The sequence below is a fragment of the Porphyrobacter sp. MBR-49 genome (assembly GCF_053628655.1).
In genome coordinates this window covers 29,595-49,571 of sequence record NZ_JBRJGU010000010.1, presented here as the reverse complement: position 1 = coordinate 49,571, position 19,977 = coordinate 29,595, and the positions used below count along the sequence as shown (strand labels likewise).

The following is a 19,977-nucleotide window of genomic DNA, read 5'->3' as shown; positions in this document are numbered from 1 at the left end:
TGGCTGATCGATGTGACGCGTTTGTGACGGGATTGCAGCAATGCGTAAGCAAGTGTCACATTAGGGCAGGCGAGCGCGAAAGTGGCAAGCGCGGGGCGTCGATTGCGGGAATGGCGCAAAACCATCCACCAGCAAACTCACATCGGGAACCGAGGCACTACATCCACCCCCATCGTCATCCCAGCGAAAGCTGGGATCTAGGGCGGCAAACATTGCCCAATAACGCTCTGGGCCCCAGCTTTCGCTGGGGTGACGAGGAAGGCTTAAAGGCAGGCACAACCCCGCCCCGCTCATGCTGAGCCTGTCGAAGCATCACAGACGGGATCGCGTGTCCTTCGACATGCTCAGGACGAGCGGGGTTTGCACTTACCCCACAAACGCCCGTTCGATCACGAACTGCCCCGGCATCGAATTGCTGCCTTCGGTAAAGCCGCGCGCTTCCAGATCGGCGGCGTGGTCCTTGATCATCGCCATCGACCCGCACAGCATCACGCGGTCTTCATCGGGCACGAACCGCTGCGGGCCTTTGGACTGTTCGAACAGGCGCCCATCATCGATCAGCGCCTGAATCCGGCCCTGTGTGCGGAACGGTTCGCGGGTTACGGTGGGGACGTAGATCATCCGCGCGCGGTCTTCATCCTCAAGCAGCGGATCGCCTTCGAGCTTCGATTCCAGCAGATCGTGATAGGCCAATTCGGCAACATTGCGCACCGAATGCACCACGATCACTTCCTCGAACATCGCGTAAACCTCGGGATCGCGCACCAGGCTCATGAACGGGGCGAGGCCGGTGCCGGTCGACAGCATGAACAGGCGTTTGCCCGGCAGCAGCGCGTCTGTCACCAGCGTGCCGGTCGGCTTTTTACCCAGGTAGATCGGATCGCCGACCTTGATGTGCTGCAAGCGCGATGTCAGCGGGCCGTCCTGCACCTTGATCGACAGGAACTCCAACTCCTCGGCATAGCTGGGGCTGGCGACCGAATAGGCGCGCAGCAGCGGTTTGCCATTATCGCCCGGCAGCCCGATCATCACGAACTCGCCCGACCGGAAGCGGAAGGACGCTGGCCGCGTCATCTTCAGCGTGAACAGCGAATCGGTCCAGTGATGGACATAGGTGATGGTTTCGATCGAGAGCGCCGCGCTTTCGGTGAACTGGTCGCGGTCGATGATGGGCTGGTTCAAAACGGGTCTCAAATACAGGTCAGCGCCGCACAGCACGCGGCCGGAATAGGCGCGCAAATGGACGACAAGCGCGGCGTCTTCAAGACAGTTTAGCGATATTGGCTAAAAGCGGGCCTTGATCGAACGCAATCAATTCCAGCCTGCGCGGTCGAACAACTTCACCGCCTCGGCCTGATTGCGCCCGATTTCCGCGGCGTTGAGCGTGTCCGGTTTGAACGACCCCAGCGTTTCGACCGCCGAATTGGCCTTGAGACCGATGGCGGCGGGGTATTCATTATTGCCATCGGCAAAATACCGCTGCGCGCTTTCTGACGTAAGGTATTCGAGGAACTTCACCGCGTTTTCGCGATTGGGCGCGTATTTCACCACCCCGGCACCGCTGATATTGACGTGGGTTCCGGCGCCATCCTGATCGGGGAAGATCACGCCGATTTGATCGAAAATCGCCTTTTGCGCCGCATCGCCCCCGGCAAACCGCGCGAGGTAATAGGTGTTGACCAGCGAGATGCGGCACTGCCCCGCGGCGACAGCTTCGATCATCGCCGTATCATTGTCCTGCGGTGCCTGCTTGAAATTGGCGACCACGCCCTTGGCCCATGTCTCCGCCTGGTCAGCGCCCTTGTGGGCAACGATGCTCGACAACAGCGAGATGTTGTAGATGTTTGACGATGACCGCATGCAGATGTCGCCCTTGAACGCCGGATTGGCGAGATCGGCGTAAGTGGCAAGGCCTTCGGGCTTGCCCGCCGCCTTGTTGTAAATGATGATCCGTGCGCGAGTCGACAGGCCGAACCACAGCCCGTCGGGGTGGCGCAGGTGTGCAGGCAGGCGTTCGGTCAGCACGGCCGATTCGACCGGGGCGAGCACGCCCGCTTCCTCGGCCCGCCACAACCGCCCGGCATCAACCGTGATGAGGATATCGGCGGGGCTGAATTCGCCTTCGGACCGGATGCGTTCGATCAGCGCATCGGCATCGGCTTCAATCCGGTTGACCTTGATCCCGGTATTACAGGTAAAATCCTCGTAGAGCGCCAGATCGGTATCATAGTGGCGCGAGGAATAGAGATTTACCTCACCGGTCGACGCCGCGCACGCGCCTGCGGGTTTCTCCTCGCAGGCGGACAGTCCGGCGATGCTGGCGCAGGCAATGGCGGAGAGGAGCAGTTTCTTCATGGTGAATGGCTTTCGATTGCAAGTTGCGAATGACTTGCAATATAAACTTGGCCAAGGCAAGTCCTAATTCTGCGCGAATGCACGCACGCTTTCGGGCTGCGGCACCGCGCGATAGGCCTCACCGGGGTTGACCGGGGCGGTGGTTTCCACCGTGATCGGCGCGCCGCCTGCGCCGCTCAGCAATACCCGTGTGACCGGCCCCAAAAGGTGCACATCGCGCACCGTGCAGCCTGCGCTGTCCGCTACCAGAACCAGCCGATCCGCCTGCACCAGCAGATCGACCGCGCCCGAATCTGGCCCCGCATCGGGCACCGCGCCCAGCACGCATTCCAGCGGCCACGGCCCGAACGCGGTGATAAAGCTGTCCCCGCGCCGTTCACCTGCGATCACCTGTGCTCCGCTGAAAATCGCGCCAACCGCTGCGGTTTGCGGCGCATGGTGGAGATCGCGAGGCGTGCCGAATTGCACGATCCGCCCGGCCTCCATCACCGCGATGTGATCGGCAATATCCAGCGCCTCGGCCGGGTCATGCGTTACCAACACCACCGTTGCCCCCGCCTCGCGCAGCAGGATGCGGCAATCACGGCGCAGCTTGCGGCGTAACACGATATCGACGCTGGCGAAGGGTTCATCCATCAACAACACCCGCGGCCCGGGCGCCATCGCGCGGGCGAGCGCGGCGCGTTGTTGCTGCCCGCCCGAAAGTTCGTGCGGATAGCGCGCGCCCATGCCCGCCAGCCCGACGCTGGCGAGCCAGCCTTCCACCTCAGTGCGCCGCGCGCGCGGCAGGCCAAAGCCGACATTGGCGGCGATGGTCATGTGCGGGAACAGCGCGCCATCCTGAAACACCAGCCCCACGGGCCGCGCTTCGGGCGGGGGGCTGTGTTGGGAATCGGCCAGCACCTCGCCGCCCAGCATGATGCTGCCGCGCTGCACCGTCAGCAATCCGGCGGCAAGGCCAAGCAGTGTTGACTTCCCGCAACCTGACGCGCCAAGCAGGCAGGTGATCTCTCCCGTCGGCGCGGAAAAACTGATGTCCTCCAGCGCCCGCACCTGACCGTAAGCATGGGCAATATGTCGAAAATCAAGGCTCAATGGCTGATCCTGCCCCTGGGTTGTAAAGCGGGCCATGGGGGTTCCCGGTGAGCCGCCTTAGGCAATTTGCGGGAGTCGGCGCAAGCGGGGCCGGTTGGAACGCCAGCTGGACTTGGGCCGCGCTCGCCATCGCGGCGCTGGCGGGGCTGCCGATTGCCGCGATCCTGTGGGCATCGCTGGCGGGTGCCAATGCCGGGCCAAGCGGGACGATTGCCGACCTCGCCAGCACGGTGCTGCCAACCTATATTGCCAACACCGCATTGCTGATGGCGCTGGCGGGCGTGTTTGCCGCTGTCACCGGCACCGGCTGCGCATGGCTGATCGCGGCGACCCGGTTTCCGGGTCGCAGGGTGCTCGGCTGGGCATTGGTGCTGCCGCTGGCGGTGCCGGCCTATATCGCGGCCTATATCTATGCCGATTTGCTCGATTATGCCGGGCCGGTGCAGGCGGGATTGCGCGGGCTGACCGGATGGGGGCCGCAGGACTATAGCTTCCCCGATATCCGATCGCTGGGCGGGGGGGCATTTGTTCTGGGGATTGTGCTTTACCCCTACGTCTATTTGCTCGCCCGAACTGCCTTTGCCACACAAAGCCTCAGCCAGTTCCGCGCCGCGCGCAGCCTTGGCGCCCCGCCTGCCGCCGCGTTCTGGCGCGTCGCCCTGCCTGCCGCGCGCCCGGCGATTGCAGGCGGACTGGCGCTGGTGTTGATGGAGGTGCTGGCCGATTTTGGCGTGGCCGAATATTTCGCCATCCCCACCTTCAGCACCGGGATTTTCCGCAGCTGGCTGGCGATGGGGGACAAACAGGCGGCGCTCAAACTCGCCGCGGTCATGCTGTTATTCGTGATCGCGCTGATCGCTTTGGAGGCCGCCACCCGGCGCGGACGCAGCGATAGCCGCGACGGGCTTGCCGCGCGCGGCGGGGCAGAGCCGCTGGTGGCGCTGTCCCCACTAGGCAAGGCGCTGGCGCTGATCGCCTGCCTTATCCCGGTGCTGCTGGGGTTTGTCCTGCCCGCCGGATACCTCGCGGCGCTGGCGTTGAGCGATGTGGCACAAGGCGCGGCGGGCGATCTTGCCACCTATGCGCGCGGCAGCCTGTGGCTGGGGCTGGCGGCGGCGAGCGTGTGTCTGGTCGCCGCGCTGCTGCTCGCCTTTGCGCGGGCGCGATCACCCTCGCCGCTTACCGTCGGCGCAATCCGGCTGGCGACGCTGGGCTATGCGCTGCCGGGGGCTTTGCTGGCGGTCGGCCTGCTCGCACCGCTGGGTGCCTTCGACCAGAGCCTCACCCGGTTCGCGCGCGACACGTTCGGCTGGAGCGGTGGATTATTGTTGACCGGCACCAGCGCGATTTTGATCTATGCCCTGTCGGTGCGGTTCCTGACCGTCGCCTATAACACCGTCAGCGGCGGGCTGGCGCGCATCCCGCCCAGCCTTGATGCTGCTGCGCGCAGCCTTGGCGCCCGGCCCGCCCGCGTGCTGGCGCGCATCTATGCGCCTTTGCTTGCCCCCAGCCTTGCGGGCGCGGCGGCGCTGGTGTTCATCGATACCTTGCGCGAATTGCCCGCCACGCTGATCCTGCGGCCCTTCAATCTGGAAACGCTGGCAACCCGCACCTATCGCCTCGCCAGCGATGAACGGCTGATCGAGGCATCTATCCCAGCGCTGATCCTGCTCGCGGTAGGACTATTGCCGGTGCTATTGCTCAACCGATTGTCGCGGCGTTGAATGCCAAATGCAGGCGAGCAACCCTGCGGCGGTGCCCAATGAAGAGTGCTATTCCCCCACCGGAATGAACCGCACCGCCACCCCGCCCGATGATGCCAGCCAAACGGCGAAATCCTCACCCCCGGTCACCAGCTTTTCCTCGATCACGATGGCGTAAGGGTTGGTGTCCCAATGCGCACCTGCCCCGTCGCGATAGATTTGCGCGCGGTATTGCTTGCCGGGGTCAAGGAAGCTCAACGGCACCGACAGATCGCGCGCATTTTCATCGGTGACCGCGCCAAGGAACCATTCCTTGGACTTGCGCCCCTGCCGCGCGATGGCGACATATTCGCCCACTTCGCCGGCCAGCGCGACGCTTTCCTCCCAGTCGGCCTCGACATCCTTGATGAACTGGAACGCGTCCATCCGCGCCGCGTAATTTTCGGGCAGGTCAGCCGCCATCTGGAGCGGCGAATAAAGCACCACATACAGCGCCAGCTGTTTCGCCAGCGTGGTTTGCGGGCGGTTTGACGGGTCGCCGCGCGGGATATCGGCGCGCACCGGCGGGCGTTCATTCGGGCGCAGGTCAAAGATGCCGGGGGTAAAATCCATCGGCCCCGCCAACATCCGGGTAAACGCCAGCATCGCCTCATGCGAAGGTGGGTTGGGTGGGGTTCCCCAGGCGTTGAACTCCATCCCGCGCGCGCCTTCGCGGGTCATCCAGTTGGGGTAGGTGCGGCGCAGGCCCGTGTCCTTGACCGGCTCGTGCGCGTTGATCGTAATTTGCCGCTTGGCCGCCGCTTCGACCACGCGCAGGTGGTGGCCGACCATGAACTGGCTGTCGTGCCATTCGTAGCGGCGGATGCCGTTTTCATCCACCCGCACAACATCGCCCGCATCGGCGACATAGCCGGTCTTGACCGCGCGCACGCCTGCCGATTGGTAGAGGTCAAACGCGGCCTCCATCTGGCTTTCGTAATTGGCGATATTGGCTGATGTTTCGTGGTGCCCGATCAACCGCACGCCCTTGGACTGGGCATAGCGGCCCAGCTCGGCAAGGTCGAAATCGGGCATTGGTTCGGTAAAGCGGAACAGATCGCCATTGTTGAACCAATCACCGTCCCAGCCGATATTCCAGCCTTCAACCAGCACGCCGGAAAAGCCGTGTTCGGCGGCGAAATCGATATATCGCTTGGTTTCCGCCGTGGTCGCACCGTGGATGCCATCGCGGCCCCAGCTGCGTTCGTTGATATGCATCGCCCACCAGATGCCGATATATTTGCCGGGCTCTACCCACGACACATCGCCAAGCTTGTTCGGCTCGTTGAGGTTGAGGATAATGTCCGAATTGATCAGGCCCACCGCATCGCGCGCGACCTGAATGGTGCGCCACGGGGAAGTGAAGGGTGCGCGGGTCTTGACCTTCGCCCCGCCCGACCAATTGCGCAGCCGCGCTTCGAAGTTGCCAGCGCGCAAGGCACCCAGCGACATCGCGGAATAATCGACCAGCGCGGCTTCGTGGATGGCAAAGTGGATGCCCGCCGGATTGCGGAAGGTCGCGGGCGTATGGGCGTCATCAACCTTGCCTGCCGGGCCGGTGCGGGTGAGGTATTCGTAACGGTTGAATTCGTCGCTCGGCGTGTACCACATCGTGGTTTGCTCTCCGACGCCGAATTGGGTCAGTTCATCGACAATGGCGATATCGCCGGTCAGCGCGGCCTGCTCGGCCAGTTCATACCGAAAGCCGATTCCGCTATCGAAAGCGCGGAACCGCACCGTGATCTGCCGCGCCGGGCCGGTGGTCGCCGCGAAGGTCACGGCGAGTTCATTATGCTGATCCCGCACCACGCGGCGCTCACCCCAGGGCTGTTCCCATGCCGTATCCTTGGCCGCGCGGGCCGAGGCGGTGATCGCAAGATCGCGTTCAAACCCGTGATGTTCGGCAAACAGCATCCCGAGGCGCGAGGGCGCGATGACCCCCTCACCGTCATAGTTGACCGCATAGGTCGCAAGGCCCGCATCATCGCTGATGGTGACAGTGATCTTGCCATCGGGTGAGGCCAGCGTCAGCGTTTCGGCACAAAGCGGCGCGCCCATGCCAAGCATCAGCGCCGCCAGCGTAGCCAGTTTCGTCCATATCTGCATCATACCCTGCCTCATTTAGTTTCGCTGAAAATCCGGTAGCCCCACGGCGCGAGGTCGATTGTCTCACCGCCCGCAAACGCCGCCGCTTCGCCGCTGAGTGCATCGACATAGCGGCCATGATGGCGCGCGTGATCGAACCGCGCGGCCTGCGCGCGCGGGGAAAGGTTGAACACCGCGAACACTCGCTCGCCCGCCGCACCGCGGGTGAAAGCGAAAACGTCGTTAGCCGCGTTGCTCGGCACTTCGACCATGCCTGCGCCGAACCGCCCATTGTGGAGCGCGGGCATTTCGGTCTTGAGCGCGATCAGGCGGCGAAACAGGCTATCATATCGCCCCGGCCGCCAGGTGATCGGGTCTTTCTCAAAGAAGGCCAGTTGGCGATCCAGATCGGCCTCTTGCCCATTGTAGATCAGCGGCAGGCCGATGCCCACAAACGACAGCGCAATCGCGGCTTCGTAGGCCGGGCCGTAAATGTCAGCCGCCACCGCGTCCCACGAATTCTGATCGTGGTTATCGGTATAGGTCATGCGCATCGCGGCGTGCGGCCAGCTTTCGGCCTGTTCGGCGTAATAGCTGCGGATCGCGCTCGCCCCGCTTCCGTCCTTGGCAAGGCGCTGCATCGCCTCTTTCCATTTCCACGCATAGGTCGCGTCAAACGCGCGGGCGTGCAGATCGCGCTGTTCCCATTCGGCCAGCATGAACACCGGCTTGACCTTGTCGAGTTCGGCGCGCGCGGTCTCCCAGAAATCGAGCGGGACGTATCCGGCCACGTCGGCGCGGTAGCCATCGATCCCGAATTCGCGCACCCAATAGACCAGGCTTTCAGTCATGTATTGGCGCAAGGCAGGCTGGCTGAAATCGAAATCGGCGACGTCCGACCAATCGGTGCCCACCGGCGACATCAACGCGCCTTCGGGGCTGCGGGTGTACCATTCGGGGTGCGTCTGCGTGAGCGGATTGTCGAACGCCGAGTGGTTGGCGACCCAATCGAGGATCACCTTCATCCCCAGCCGGTGCGCTTCATCGACAAAGGCCCGAAACTCCGCCTCGGTGCCGAATTCGGGATTGACCGCGCGGTAATCGCGCACGGCATAGGGGCTGCCCAGCGTGCCCTTGCGGTGCAGCTCACCAATCGGATGAATCGGCATCAGCCAGATGATGTCCACGCCCATATCGGCTAGGCGCGGAAGGTGTTTCTGCGCTGCGGCAAAGGTGCCCTCGGCGGTGAATTGGCGGGTGTTGAGTTGATACAGCACCGCATCGCGCGTCCAATCGGCGTTGTCGATTGCGACCAGCGGTTGCGGCGCGTAATCGGGCTGCGCCAGTGCGGGGGCGGCGGTGAGCGCACCGGACATGAGGGCGGCGATCAGGCCGAATGCAAGGCGCATCATGCTGCCTCCATCGGCACCACCCCTCGGGGCGCGGACCCTTCATCGGTGACAAACAATGTCGCAATCGCCGCCAGCACAAAACTGACCGCCGCGATCACCATCGCGTAGATCGGCTCTCCCCCGAACAGGTTGGTGACGAGGAAGCCCAGCACCGTCGCCGCGAGCAGTTGCGGCACCACGATGAAGATGTTGAACACCCCCATGTAAATGCCCATTTTTTCCGCCGGAACGCAGCCCGCCAAAATCGCGTAAGGCAGCGACACGATCGACGCCCAGGCAATCCCCACCCCGATCATCGCCACCCAAAGCAGCGCCGGATCGCGGATCAGCAGCATCGCGGCAAAGCCCGCCGCGCCCAGCAGCAGATTGATCGCGTGCAGTCGCCGCCGATCAATCCGCGCGGCGATCCAGATAAAGCCGAGCGCGGCGGCCGCCGCCAGCCCGTTGCGCACCGATCCCAGCAGGCTCCACCAATCGGCGGCATCCTGATAACCGCGCGTTGCCGGATCGGGCGCGGCAAAGTGATATTCGGCGACTGCGGGGGTGCCGTAAATCCACATCGCAAACATCGCGAACCAGCTGAAAAACTGCACTACGGCGAGTTGCTGCATGGTCTTGGGCATGGCGAACAGATCGCTCACCACCTCCATGAACCCGCTGTCATTGCGCCCGCCCGAACGCAGCACGCTGGCGACCAGTTGCACCGCGCCGAACCCGGCGATCAGCGCAGCGAGCACATAAAGCTCCTGCGCGATGTCGATCCCGCCCAGAAACGCCGGGCGCGCGCCGCTGCGGGCCAGCGCGACAAACGCGGCCACCCCCGCCCCGGCGATGATCCAGATGATCGCGCCCTTGCGGAATTGCGCCGCGCTGCGCAGCGTGGCCGCAGGCGCAGCGGTTTCAAGCCCCAGTTCGCGCCTTCGCGCCGCCTCAAACCCGGCCATTTGTTCGGGCGAATATTCGCGGGTGGTAAACACCGTCCACGCCACCGCCGCCAGCAGCGCCGCCCCGCCAATATAGAACGCCCATTGCACCGTCTGCGGGATCTCTCCGGCGGGCGCGACATTACTGAGGCCGAGCCAATTGGTCATCACCCACGGCAGCGCGCCCGCCACCACCGCGCCCACCCCGATAAAAAAGCTCTGCATGGCATAGCCGACCGTGCGCTGGCGATCGGGCAGGTTGTCACCAACGAAAGCGCGAAACGGCTCCATCGTGATGTTGAGCGAGGCGTCCATGATCCACAGCATCCCCGCCGCCACCCATAGCGCGGGCGAATTGGGCATCACGAACAGCGCAAAGGTGGCGAGCAGCGCGCCCGCGAGGAAATAGGGCCGCCGCCGCCCGAACTGCCCGCCGAAGCCAACCCAGGTCTTGTCAGACAAATGCCCGATAATCGGCTGCACGATCAGCCCGGTCATCGGCGCGGCGATCCACAGGATCGCCAGATCGCCCACTTCGGCGCCCAAAGTCTGGAAAATGCGGCTGACATTGCCGTTTTGCAGATCGAACCCGATCTGAATGCCCAGAAAGCCGAAGCTCATATTCCAGATTTGCGCCGGGTTGAGCGCGGGCTTGCGGCCAGCTTGCGTCATGGTCAATTATCCTCTTCCCCGCGCGCCGCCGCCTGAGGCGTGACGCGGCTGCGCGCCGACGGTAATGTCGCGGGTCTTGCGCCCGGCGATCAGACTTGGCCAGCAGGGGTGTAGTTTGAACGTTCTGCAAAAAATTGCAATAAACTTTCAAAATTTCTCCGGAGAAAACTCGTTTATAGGAAGATGTCTGAAATATTTCATAGTTTTTTCAGTTATTTAATTCTATTTCAGACTCCCGCTAAGCAATGCCACAAAGATTTGCAAAATTTTGCTCATGATGGCAAAACATTTCGCCAAGGGAGATGGATTATGACGCGGATTTTCGTGGGACTTGTCGCTGCGTTTTGCGCAAGCACCGCCGTGGCCGAAGGGCCAATCGCCCCAACACACGCGCCGCTCGCGCCCATCAGTGACCGCCTGCCAGAGGACGAGATCATCTATTTCGTTCTGCCCGACCGATTCGAAAACGGGGATAAAACCAATGATCGCGGCGGCATCCGTGGCGGGCCACTCGATCACGGCTTCGATCCCACGCACAAGGGCTTCTATCATGGCGGCGATCTGAAGGGGCTAACACAGCAGCTCGATTACATTCAGGGCATGGGCATCACCGCGATCTGGTTTGCGCCAGTGTTCAAAAACAAGCCGGTTCAGGGTCGTCCGGGCGAAGAAAGCGCTGGCTATCACGGCTATTGGGTGACTGATTTCACCAGTGTCGATCCGCATTTTGGCACCAACGCCGAATTCAAGGCCTTCGTCGATGCCGCCCATGCGCGCGGGATGAAGGTCTATATGGACATCATCACCAATCACACCGCTGACGTGATCGACTATGTCGAAGGTGAACAGGCAGGCTATGCTTACCGCAGCAAGGGGGATTACCCCTTTTCCCGGCGCGGCGGGCCGGATGGCGCGCCGATCAATCCGGGCTTTGCCGGGGACGACAACCCCGATCCTGCCAATTGGGCAGGCCTGACCGATCCGACCTTCGCCTACACCCCGTTCGTGCGTGAGGCGGAGCGCGATGTGAAGGTGCCCGCCTGGCTCAATGACGTGACCCTCTACCACAACCGCGGCAATTCGCATTGGATCGGCGAAAGCAGCGTTTATGGCGATTTTTCGGGCCTTGATGATCTCGCCACTGAAAACCCGCGCGTGGTTGCAGGAATGATCGACATCTTCGGCCAGTGGATCGACGATTACGGGATCGACGGCTTTCGCATCGACACCGCCAAACACGTGAACCCCGAATTCTGGCAGGCTTTCGTTCCCGCCATGCTGGCGCGTGCAAAGGCCAAGGGGATCGACCATTTCCACATCTTTGGCGAGATTGCCTACGAAGAACCCACCGCCACGCTCGCCGCGCAGGTCATGGCCGAAAGCCACCTGCCCTATGCGCTCGACATGGGCTTTGCCAAAGCCGCGCAGCAGATCGCCAGCGGCGCGGCCAGCCCGCGGGTGATGGCGGAATTCCTGCAACAAGACGCGATCTATCCCGGCGGCGCGGCCACCGCACTGGGTCTGCCGACCTTTCTGGGCAATCACGATTTCGGGCGGTTTTCGATGTTCGTGCGCGACATGAGCGGATCGGATGACGAAACCGAGCTGCTGGCGCGGGTCAAATTGGGCCATGCCATGCTGTTCCTGCTGCGCGGGGTGCCGACCGTCTATTACGGCGACGAACAAGGCTTCATCAGCGACGGCAATGATCAGCTGGCGCGCGAGAATATGTTCGCCAGCAAGGTCGCCGTCTATAATGACAACGTGCTTGTCGGCACCGCCGCGACCACCGCTGCGGCCAATTTCGACACCGCCCATCCGCTCTACCAGTTGATCGGCACGCTGGCACAGGCGCGCAAGGCCAGTCCGGCGCTGCGCCGGGGGCTGTCGCAGGTGCGCGCGTTCGATCATGAAGCGCCGGGTCTGCTGGCGGTGGAGCGCCGCGATCCGGCCAGCGGTGAGCGTGTTTTAATCGTGTTCAATACCAGCGCAGCAGGGCTTTCGCGCAATGTCGAGGTAAGCTACCGCGCGCGCGGCGTCACGCCGTTGCTGGGCCAATGCCCTGCACAATTGGCCGCGCCGGGGACGGTGCACATTACCCTGCCACCGTTTGGATTTGCCGCCTGCATTCTGGAGAACAACGACTAATGGCAACCGCGATTGGCGCTGCTGCCGCAGCCATTCACCACGATCCGCAATGGTGGCGCGGCGCGGTGATTTATCAGATCTATCCGCGCAGCTTCCGCGACACCACGGGTGACGGGATCGGCGATCTTGCAGGCATCGTCGAAGGGCTGGATTATATCGCCGATCTGGGCGTAGACGGCATCTGGATTTCGCCGTTCTTCACCTCGCCGATGCGTGATTTCGGTTATGACGTGGCCGATTATTGCGGGATTGATCCGAGCTTTGGCAGCTTTGCCGATTTCGACCAGATCATCGAAAAGGCCCACGCGCTCGGCCTGAAGGTGATCATTGATCAGGTCTATTCGCACACCTCGGATGAACACGCGTGGTTTGCGGAAAGCCGCGCGGATCGCACCAATCCCAAGGCCGATTGGTATGTCTGGGCCGATCCCAAACCCGATGGTTCGCCGCCGTCAAACTGGCAATCAGTGTTTGGAGGATCGGCGTGGCAGTGGGATGGCCCGCGAAAACAGTATTACCTGCACAATTTCCTCACCAGCCAACCCGATCTGAACGTTCATAATATCGAAGTTCAGGACGCGCTGCTTAATGTGGCGCGGTTCTGGCTGGCGCACGGGGTTGACGGGTTCCGTCTCGACGCGCTCAATTTTTCGATGCATGATCCCGAATTGCGCGACAATCCGCCGTCAGGTCTGCCGATCAGCCAAGTGACGCGCCCGTTCGATATGCAGGTTAAACGTTACAACCAGTCACACCCTGATATTGCGGCATTCCTCGAACGCATCCGGGCGACGATCGATGAATATCCGGGCCGCTTCACCGTCGCCGAAGTCGGCGGGCCGGAGCCGCTGGCAGAAATGAAGGCCTTTACCCAAGGCGGAAAACGGCTGGATTCGGCCTATAATTTCGATTTCCTCTACGCCCCGCGCCTGACCGCGCCCTTGGTGCGTGCGACCCTTTCGCAATGGAGCGGGGAGCCGGGCGAAGGCTGGCCTTCGTGGGCGTTCTCCAACCACGATGCCCCGCGCGCTGTCACCCGCTGGGCCAGCGATGGCGATTACGCTCGCGCCGCACGGCTCAACCTGCTGCTGTTGCTGGCGCTGCGCGGCAATCCGATCATCTATCAGGGCGAGGAACTGGGCCTGCCGCAGGGCAAGGTCGCATTCGAAGACCTGCAAGATCCCGAAGCCATCGCCAACTGGCCGCACACCCTGGGCCGCGACGGCGCGCGCACGCCGATGCCGTGGCAGGCAACCGCACCGCAGGCAGGCTTTTCCCGCGCAAACCGCACCTGGCTCAAACCCGATCCGGCGCATGCGGGCTTTGCGGTTGACACGCAGACGTCAGACCCCGGCTCAACCCTCGCTTACGCACATCGGATCCTGCGCTTGCGGCGGGAGTTTCCGGCTTTGGTCAGCGGAGATATTACGCTGCTCGATACGCCTGAGGATATCGTCGCTTTCATCCGGCAACAGGGTGAAAACACCGTATTATGCGCCTTTAACCTGGGCGATGTGCCTTGCGTCTGGTCGCCGCCCGCCAATTGGCAAAACGCACGCCTGCTTGCCACGCAAAGCGCAGTGGGCGATGGTGGTGCCATGCCGGATATGCTCGCCCCCGGCATGGGTTACTGGGCGGCGATGACAGGCGAATAACCAAGCATGGCGGATAATCCGACCCTGACCAAACGCAGCGCCACGCTGGAAGATATCGCGCGCGAGGCAGGCGTATCGATCTCGACCGTCAGCCGCGCGTTGAATGATAGCCCTTCGGTCAAACGGCGCACCAAGCAGCAGATCTGGCAGATCGCCCGCGCGCATGATTACGAGTTCCGCGCTACCATGCCGAGCGGGCCGATTGGCGCGGATGCGACCATTGCGGTGGTCGTTCCCGCTCCGCAGGCGCGGACGAGCCGGGTGGCCGACCCGTTCTTCCTCGAACTGCTGGCCGGCGTTGCCGAAGCCGCGCGCGAACGCAATGCTGACCTCTTGATCAGCCATCTTAGCCCGCGCGCGGGCGCCGATCTTGATTACGCGATGAGCACCAGCCGCGCGACCGGGGTGATCTTTATCGGACAAAGCTCGCTCCACCACGAATTCAACGCGCTGGCCGCGCGCGACAACCGGTTTGTGGTGTGGGGGGCAGAGTTTCCCGATGCGCAATATTGCGCGATTGGATCGGACAATGTCGCTGGCGGCAGACGCGCGACCGCGCACCTTGCCCGGCTGGGCCACAAGCGCATCCTGTTCCTTGGCGATACCGAAGCGCCCGAGGCCGAGCAGCGCTATCGCGGTTACAAGCAGGCGCTGGAACGCGCAGGCCTGCCGTTTGATGACGCGCTGATCCTGCCCGCCCATTTCGAAGTCCATTCCGGCGAGGCCGCGATCCGCAGCGCGATTGCCGGCGGGTTGCAATTTGACGCGGTATTCGCCGCCAGCGACCTCATCGCAATCGGTGCAATCCGCGCGCTGACGCGGTCGGGAATGCGGGTGCCCGAAGACGTCTCGGTAGTCGGCTACGACAATATCCCGGCCGCGCGGCTTGTCACCCCGCAGCTGACCACCATCGATCAGGACGCCAATCTTGCCGGGCGGATGCTGGTGTCGAAACTGATGGACAAGGGCAATGGACCGGCGATTTCGCAGCGGCTGGAAACCAGCCTGCTGATCCGCGAAAGCTGCGGCGGGTAAAGTGGATAAGCCCAGCCCCCTGAAAAGCATCGTAATCGTCGGCGGTGGCAGTGCCGGGTGGATGACCGCGGCGGCGCTGGCCGATGCGGTTGGCAGTGAATGCGCGATCACCCTGATCGAATCCGACGCCATCGGCACCATCGGCGTGGGTGAGGCAACCATCCCGCCAATCCGCAACTTCAACCACCGCCTCGGCATCGACGAGGCGACCTTCGTTCGTGAGACGCAGGGATCGTTCAAACTCGGGATCGAGTTCGTCGACTGGGGGCGGCAAGGGCATTCCTACTTCCACCCCTTCGGCCAATATGGCGCTGAATTCGACCAGGTTCCGTTCTATCACCACTGGATGCGCGAATATCTTGAAGGCCGCGTTGCTGGCCCGATTGACGATTTTGCGATGTGCTGGGCGATGGCCAAAGCGGGAAAGTTTACCCACCCCTCCGCCGACCGACGCCTGATCCAATCGACCTTCGATTACGCCTATCACTTTGACGCGACACGCTATGCCGCCTTCCTGCGCCGCTTTGCCGAGGCGCGCGGGGTGACGCGGGTTGAAGGGCGCGTGGTCGATGTCAGCTTGCGCGGCGAGGATGGCTTCATCGACAGCGTGACGCTGGAAAATGGCACCGCCATCGCGGGCGAATTCTTCATCGATTGCAGCGGCTTTCGCGGGCTTTTGATCGAGGACGCTTTGGAAGCCGGATACGATAGCTGGCAGCACTGGCTGCCGTGTGACCGCGCGGTGGCTGTGCCCTGCGAAAGCGGCGACTTCACCCCCTATACCCGTTCCACCGCGAAGGCTGCGGGCTGGCAATGGCGCATCCCGTTGCAGCACCGCACCGGCAATGGCTATGTCCATTGCAGCCAGTTTATTTCCGAGGATGAAGCCAGCGCCGAATTGCTCGCCACGCTGGATGGCAGGCCGCTGGCCGACCCGCGTCCCTTGCGCTTTGTCGCGGGCAGACGGCGCGCATTCTGGAAGCGCAATTGCGTCGCCATCGGGCTGTCCGCCGGGTTCATGGAGCCGCTGGAATCGACCAGCCTGCACCTCATCCAATATGGCATTCTGCGGCTGATCGCGCTGCTGCCCGATAGCGCGATGTCGCCGCTTTTAGCGCGCGAATACAATGCGCAAACCACGGCGGAATATGAACGCATCCGCGACTTCCTGATCCTGCATTACAAAGCCAGCGAGCGCGACGATTCCGAGCTGTGGCGTTACTGCGCGGCGATGCCGATCCCCGACAGCCTGCAATACAAGATCGACCATTTTCGCGATTATGGCCTGCTGGTTTCGGACGAGCGTGAGCTGTTCACCAATCCCAGCTGGATCGCGGTATATCTGGGGCAAGGGATCGTGCCGGGCCGCGCGCCCGCGCTCGCCGCGATGCGCAGCGGGGTTCCGGTGGCCGAGCGGCTGGCGCAAATCCGCTCTGCTATGGACGAGGCGGTGGCGGCGATGCCGAGCCACGGCGAATTCATCGCCCGCCACTGCGCCGCGCCGCTACCCACAGCCTGACCATTTGGGCGAATGTTTCACGTGAAACATCGACCTAGAGGGGGTCTAGAGGGGGTCTAACCGGGGCTAGAACGCCTTCTCAAACTTCGCCGAAAAACTCCTCAGCCGCCATAAACGAAAGGGCCCGCCATTGCTGGCGAGCCCCTCTTTTTACCCCGGAGCGACCCGAGGGTGTCTGCGTCAGAAGTTCTTGCGGATCGTGAAGTTGAACGTCCGCCCGTAAAGTTCGTGGCGGCTCGCAAATGTGCCGGTCTTCTGACCGTTTGCATCGAACAGGTCGTTTTCGGTCACGAACGGCGCATCGGTCAGGTTGAACACCTCGGCCAGAATACCGACCCCGTCGAGGAAGCTGCCCGGCTTTTCGAAGGTATAACCAATCTGTGCATCGAAAATGGTTTCGTTGCGGGCATTGGCACCCGACAGCGACCCGTCAAAGTTCTGCACTTCCGACAGGAACCCATCGCGATAGCGCGCTGCCAGCTTGGCGCGGAAGCCATGCTTTTCGTAGAAGATATCGCCCGACCAGGTGACTTCCGAATGGCCGGGAATAGCCAGCGGGTTGAAGTTCTCGTTTTCCACCTCGGCATCGGCATAGGTGATCGAGTAGAACCCGCCAAACCCGTCAAGCGCATCGACCAGGTCGCCAAAATCTAGGCGCACCGTGCCTTCAACCCCGGTGATTGTGCCATCGGCAAAGTTGACCGGGCCGTTGAAGATGCCGGTGGCGACTTCGGGGTTGGTCTGCAGGATACCGCCCGCCCCGAAATTTTGGATCGACTGGGTCAGATCGGTCAACTCGCTGAAATCGATGATCCAGTCCGACAGCTCCTTGTGGAAGCCTGCGACAATGATCGCCGTACCAGGCGAGAAATATTTTTCGACAGAGATATCATAGGAGGTCGATTTGTAAGGCCGCAGCGCCGGGTTGCCGCCGCCCAGATTGAAACACACCAGCGAAGGCGGATTGAACCCGACCACCGTATCAGGGCGCTGGTCGCCCGTTGTGTCGATGCAGCTCTGGGTGTTGAAGCCAATGTTCTGGTTCGCGGTCATCTGATCGAGCCGCGCGCGGGTAATGGTCTTGGCCGCCGCGATCCGGACAAACAGATCGGGCATGACTTCGAAGGCCAGGTTGGCGCTCGGCAGCCAGTTGTCATAGCTTTCGCTGACAGTGTTCACCAACCCGCCGCCAATCGTGCCGGTCGATGACTGATCCGTATCGGCATAGCGCAGACCGACATTGCCGCGCACCGGAACCGAACCGAGATCACCGTCGATGTCAGCCTGGATGTAGAAATTGTGAACTTCTTCATCCACCTTCCACTCGGTATCAAAGGTCGCCTTTTCCACCAGATAGGTGCCATCGGTCAGGAAGCTCGACGGATCATAGGCGATGATATCCATGCCCAGACTTTTGGTTTTGGTCGTGCCGAGGATCGCCGAGGCTGGAATGGGCAAACCGCCCGTGCCAAACGCCGGAGTGGCGCGCAGGAAGGCTTCGTTGGAATCGAAGTCCTTCTTACGGTCGGTATAAAGCCAGCCAACAGTGATACGGTCAATGATCCCGCCGTCAAACTGCCAATAGCTTTCCGCCCGCAACTGGTTCAGTTCGTCGTTGATCTTCGGTTCTTTGATAAAGCCGACCTGGCCCCACCCACCCGGATCAGTGAGCAGCACAGTGCCTGGATCAGTGTAGTCGAGCAGGCTGTCGATGGTGTATTGGCCATTCTCGAGGAAGTTGAAGGTCAGCGTATCGGACGCACCGCTGCCGTTGGGCCCGGTGCCAGCCATGGATTCAAAATCGATGTCGTTGCGATCAAGCTTCGAATAGCCATAATCGAGCACGAAGCCGAGGTTGTCGGTCGCGTTCCATTCCAGGTTACCGCCGATGGCGAAGATTTCGGACTTCGAACCTTCGGTATCGGTGCGCAGGATTGGGAAGACGTTGGAAAAGGTTGCCGAATCGGCAAATGGGCCGCTGCCGGTGACGCTTTCAACCACCGCGCCGCCATTGGTGCTCCATGCGGCAATCGGCGTTTCGGTGCCGCGGAAAATGCCCGAATCGTCGGTATCGGTGTAGAAGCCGTCGATCGATAGCGAAAACCGGTCGGTCGGTTCGAACTGCAACGCGCCCGTGATCGAGGTGCGCTCAAACTCGCGGCTCACCGCGCCCTGACGCGGGTTGTCGCGCGGGAAATTCACGCCTTCGGGGGTGCGCTCAACCTGAAATTCGTTGGTCTTGAGTTCGCGCGACACGAATTGGGTTGGAATTGATTGGATGGTTGCACCCAACGACCAGCCGAGCGTGCCCGCCGCGTTCTGATCAATGTAGGACGCGAAGAAGCGGTAGCCGTCATCACCGAAATCCGGGTTGAGCGAACCATTATCATTGATGGTGTAGGTGCCCGAGACGCTGATCTGACGCTTTTTGGAATCGAGCGGCTTGATCGTCCGCAGATCCACCGAGCCCGCGATGCCGATGGCCGCCAACTGCGCATCGCCGGTCTTATAGACCACGCCCTGCGCAATCAGTTCGGACGGGAACTGATCGAATTCGATCCCGCGGTTGTTGCCCGCCGACACCACTTCGCGGCCATTGAGCAGCGCGAGGCTGAAATCGGGGCCGAGGCCACGGATCGAGATCTGCTGCGAACGTCCGCGCACGCGCTGGGCGGTCACGCCCGGCAGACGCGCCAGTGTATCGGCGATGGAAAGGTCAGGCAGCTGGCCAATGTCTTCAGCGGAAATGACTTCGACAATCGAGGTCGCCCTGCGCTTGGCATCGAGCGAGCTCTGGATCGAGCTGCGGATGCCGGTGACGACAATCGCCTCACCATCCACAGCGCCATCAACAGCAACCGGCTCTTCGGCGTCCTGCGCCAGCGCCGGTGCGCCGGTCGCGGCCAGCGCCAGAAAGGTCGCCGCCCCGCACAGCAGGCGCGCGTTTACGTTGATCCCGTTCATTTTCATCAGAGTCCTCTCCCCGCAAGCGACATTGAACGTGCGCTTTTGCAGTTTTTTTCATAACGCAACTCAGCTTGCAGGTAAATCACCAATCGGCATTCGTTCGCCAGACTTTTGAAAAACTGATATAATTGTTTATATACAACATTATAATTCAGGAAATCTGATCGTAATTCGGGCAAAAGCTTGGCGCAAGGCAGCAAATTGTTGCCTGTTGGCCACAGTTTTTTGCAGGAACGCCCGCCGCCGCCCGCCATGCCTCAGAAAAGCCCGCGCGCTGCGGTGACTGCGCCCTCTAATTTTCGCATTTTATTTGTTCTTAATCAATTAATTGCTGATGCAGCTTGGACATCAACAGGGGATTTGATAGGC

The 19,977-nt window shown here is 62.1% G+C and carries 13 protein-coding genes; 5 read left to right on the top strand and 8 right to left on the bottom strand.

Going from position 1 to position 19,977, the window contains the following annotated elements; genetic code table 11:
* Window positions 1–366: 366 nt before the first annotated feature.
* From ACSSV3_RS13210 to ACSSV3_RS13200, 3 genes are all read right to left on the bottom strand, one after another.
* Complete coding sequence (locus ACSSV3_RS13210) at window positions 367–1,182, bottom strand: ferredoxin--NADP reductase (protein ID WP_354326622.1); 816 nt, start codon at window positions 1,180–1,182, stop codon at window positions 367–369.
* Between the two features lie 129 nt (window positions 1,183–1,311).
* Window positions 1,312–2,355 (bottom strand): Fe(3+) ABC transporter substrate-binding protein, encoded by a 1,044-nt coding sequence (locus ACSSV3_RS13205; protein ID WP_354326624.1) that lies wholly within the window; start codon window positions 2,353–2,355, stop codon window positions 1,312–1,314.
* A gap of 63 nt (window positions 2,356–2,418) precedes the next feature.
* Complete coding sequence (locus ACSSV3_RS13200; protein ID WP_354326626.1) at window positions 2,419–3,486, bottom strand: ABC transporter ATP-binding protein; 1,068 nt, start codon at window positions 3,484–3,486, stop codon at window positions 2,419–2,421.
* A gap of 11 nt (window positions 3,487–3,497) precedes the next feature.
* Here ACSSV3_RS13200 and ACSSV3_RS13195 point away from each other — a divergent pair, with 11 nt between their 5' ends.
* Entirely contained in the window at window positions 3,498–5,174 is a 1,677-nt protein-coding gene (locus ACSSV3_RS13195; RefSeq protein WP_354326628.1) for an ABC transporter permease, read from the top strand.
* Window positions 5,175–5,222: 48 nt separating this feature from the next.
* On the opposite strand, the gene ACSSV3_RS13190 is transcribed toward ACSSV3_RS13195, so the two are convergent.
* From ACSSV3_RS13190 to ACSSV3_RS13180, 3 genes are read right to left on the bottom strand one after another with little or no spacing between them, the layout of a single operon-like run.
* Window positions 5,223–7,301: a glycoside hydrolase family 97 protein gene (locus tag ACSSV3_RS13190; RefSeq protein WP_354326630.1), complete on the bottom strand. Its 2,079-nt coding sequence runs from the start codon at window positions 7,299–7,301 to the stop codon at window positions 5,223–5,225.
* An 8-nt stretch (window positions 7,302–7,309) separates the two neighbouring features.
* Window positions 7,310–8,689, bottom strand: a complete 1,380-nt coding sequence (locus tag ACSSV3_RS13185; protein ID WP_354326632.1) for an alpha-amylase family glycosyl hydrolase — start codon at window positions 8,687–8,689, stop codon at window positions 7,310–7,312.
* On the bottom strand, window positions 8,686–10,284 hold the full coding sequence (locus ACSSV3_RS13180) for an MFS transporter (protein WP_354326634.1): 1,599 nt from the start codon (window positions 10,282–10,284) through the stop codon (window positions 8,686–8,688). The genes ACSSV3_RS13185 and ACSSV3_RS13180 overlap by 4 nt, the downstream gene beginning before the upstream one ends.
* A 309-nt stretch (window positions 10,285–10,593) precedes the next feature.
* Here ACSSV3_RS13180 and ACSSV3_RS13175 point away from each other — a divergent pair, with 309 nt between their 5' ends.
* The 4 genes from ACSSV3_RS13175 to ACSSV3_RS13160 are packed head-to-tail and all read left to right on the top strand — an operon-like array spanning window position 10,594 to window position 16,641.
* A complete protein-coding gene (locus ACSSV3_RS13175) occupies window positions 10,594–12,432 on the top strand; it encodes an alpha-amylase family glycosyl hydrolase (protein ID WP_354326636.1) in 1,839 nt (612 codons plus the stop codon).
* The gene (locus ACSSV3_RS13170) at window positions 12,432–14,087 is read left to right on the top strand and encodes an alpha-glucosidase (protein WP_354326638.1); all 1,656 of its coding nucleotides are present in this window, start codon (window positions 12,432–12,434) and stop codon (window positions 14,085–14,087) included. Before ACSSV3_RS13175 ends, ACSSV3_RS13170 begins: the two co-directional genes overlap by 1 nt.
* Before the next feature lie 6 nt (window positions 14,088–14,093).
* Window positions 14,094–15,122, top strand: coding sequence for a LacI family DNA-binding transcriptional regulator (locus ACSSV3_RS13165; RefSeq protein WP_354326640.1), 1,029 nt, complete (start codon window positions 14,094–14,096; stop codon window positions 15,120–15,122).
* A 1-nt stretch (window position 15,123) separates the two neighbouring features.
* Window positions 15,124–16,641 carry a tryptophan halogenase family protein gene (locus tag ACSSV3_RS13160; protein WP_354326643.1) on the top strand — a complete coding sequence of 506 codons (1,518 nt, stop codon included), beginning with the start codon at window positions 15,124–15,126 and terminating at the stop codon, window positions 16,639–16,641.
* 180 nt (window positions 16,642–16,821) lie between these two features.
* Here ACSSV3_RS13160 and ACSSV3_RS13155 read toward each other — a convergent pair whose 3' ends face one another.
* A complete protein-coding gene (locus tag ACSSV3_RS13155) occupies window positions 16,822–19,611 on the bottom strand; it encodes a TonB-dependent receptor (protein ID WP_354326645.1) in 2,790 nt (929 codons plus the stop codon).
* Window positions 19,611–19,862 carry a hypothetical protein gene (locus ACSSV3_RS13150; protein ID WP_354326647.1) on the bottom strand — a complete coding sequence of 84 codons (252 nt, stop codon included), beginning with the start codon at window positions 19,860–19,862 and terminating at the stop codon, window positions 19,611–19,613. Before ACSSV3_RS13150 ends, ACSSV3_RS13155 begins: the two co-directional genes overlap by 1 nt.
* Window positions 19,863–19,977: the final 115 nt, after the last annotated feature.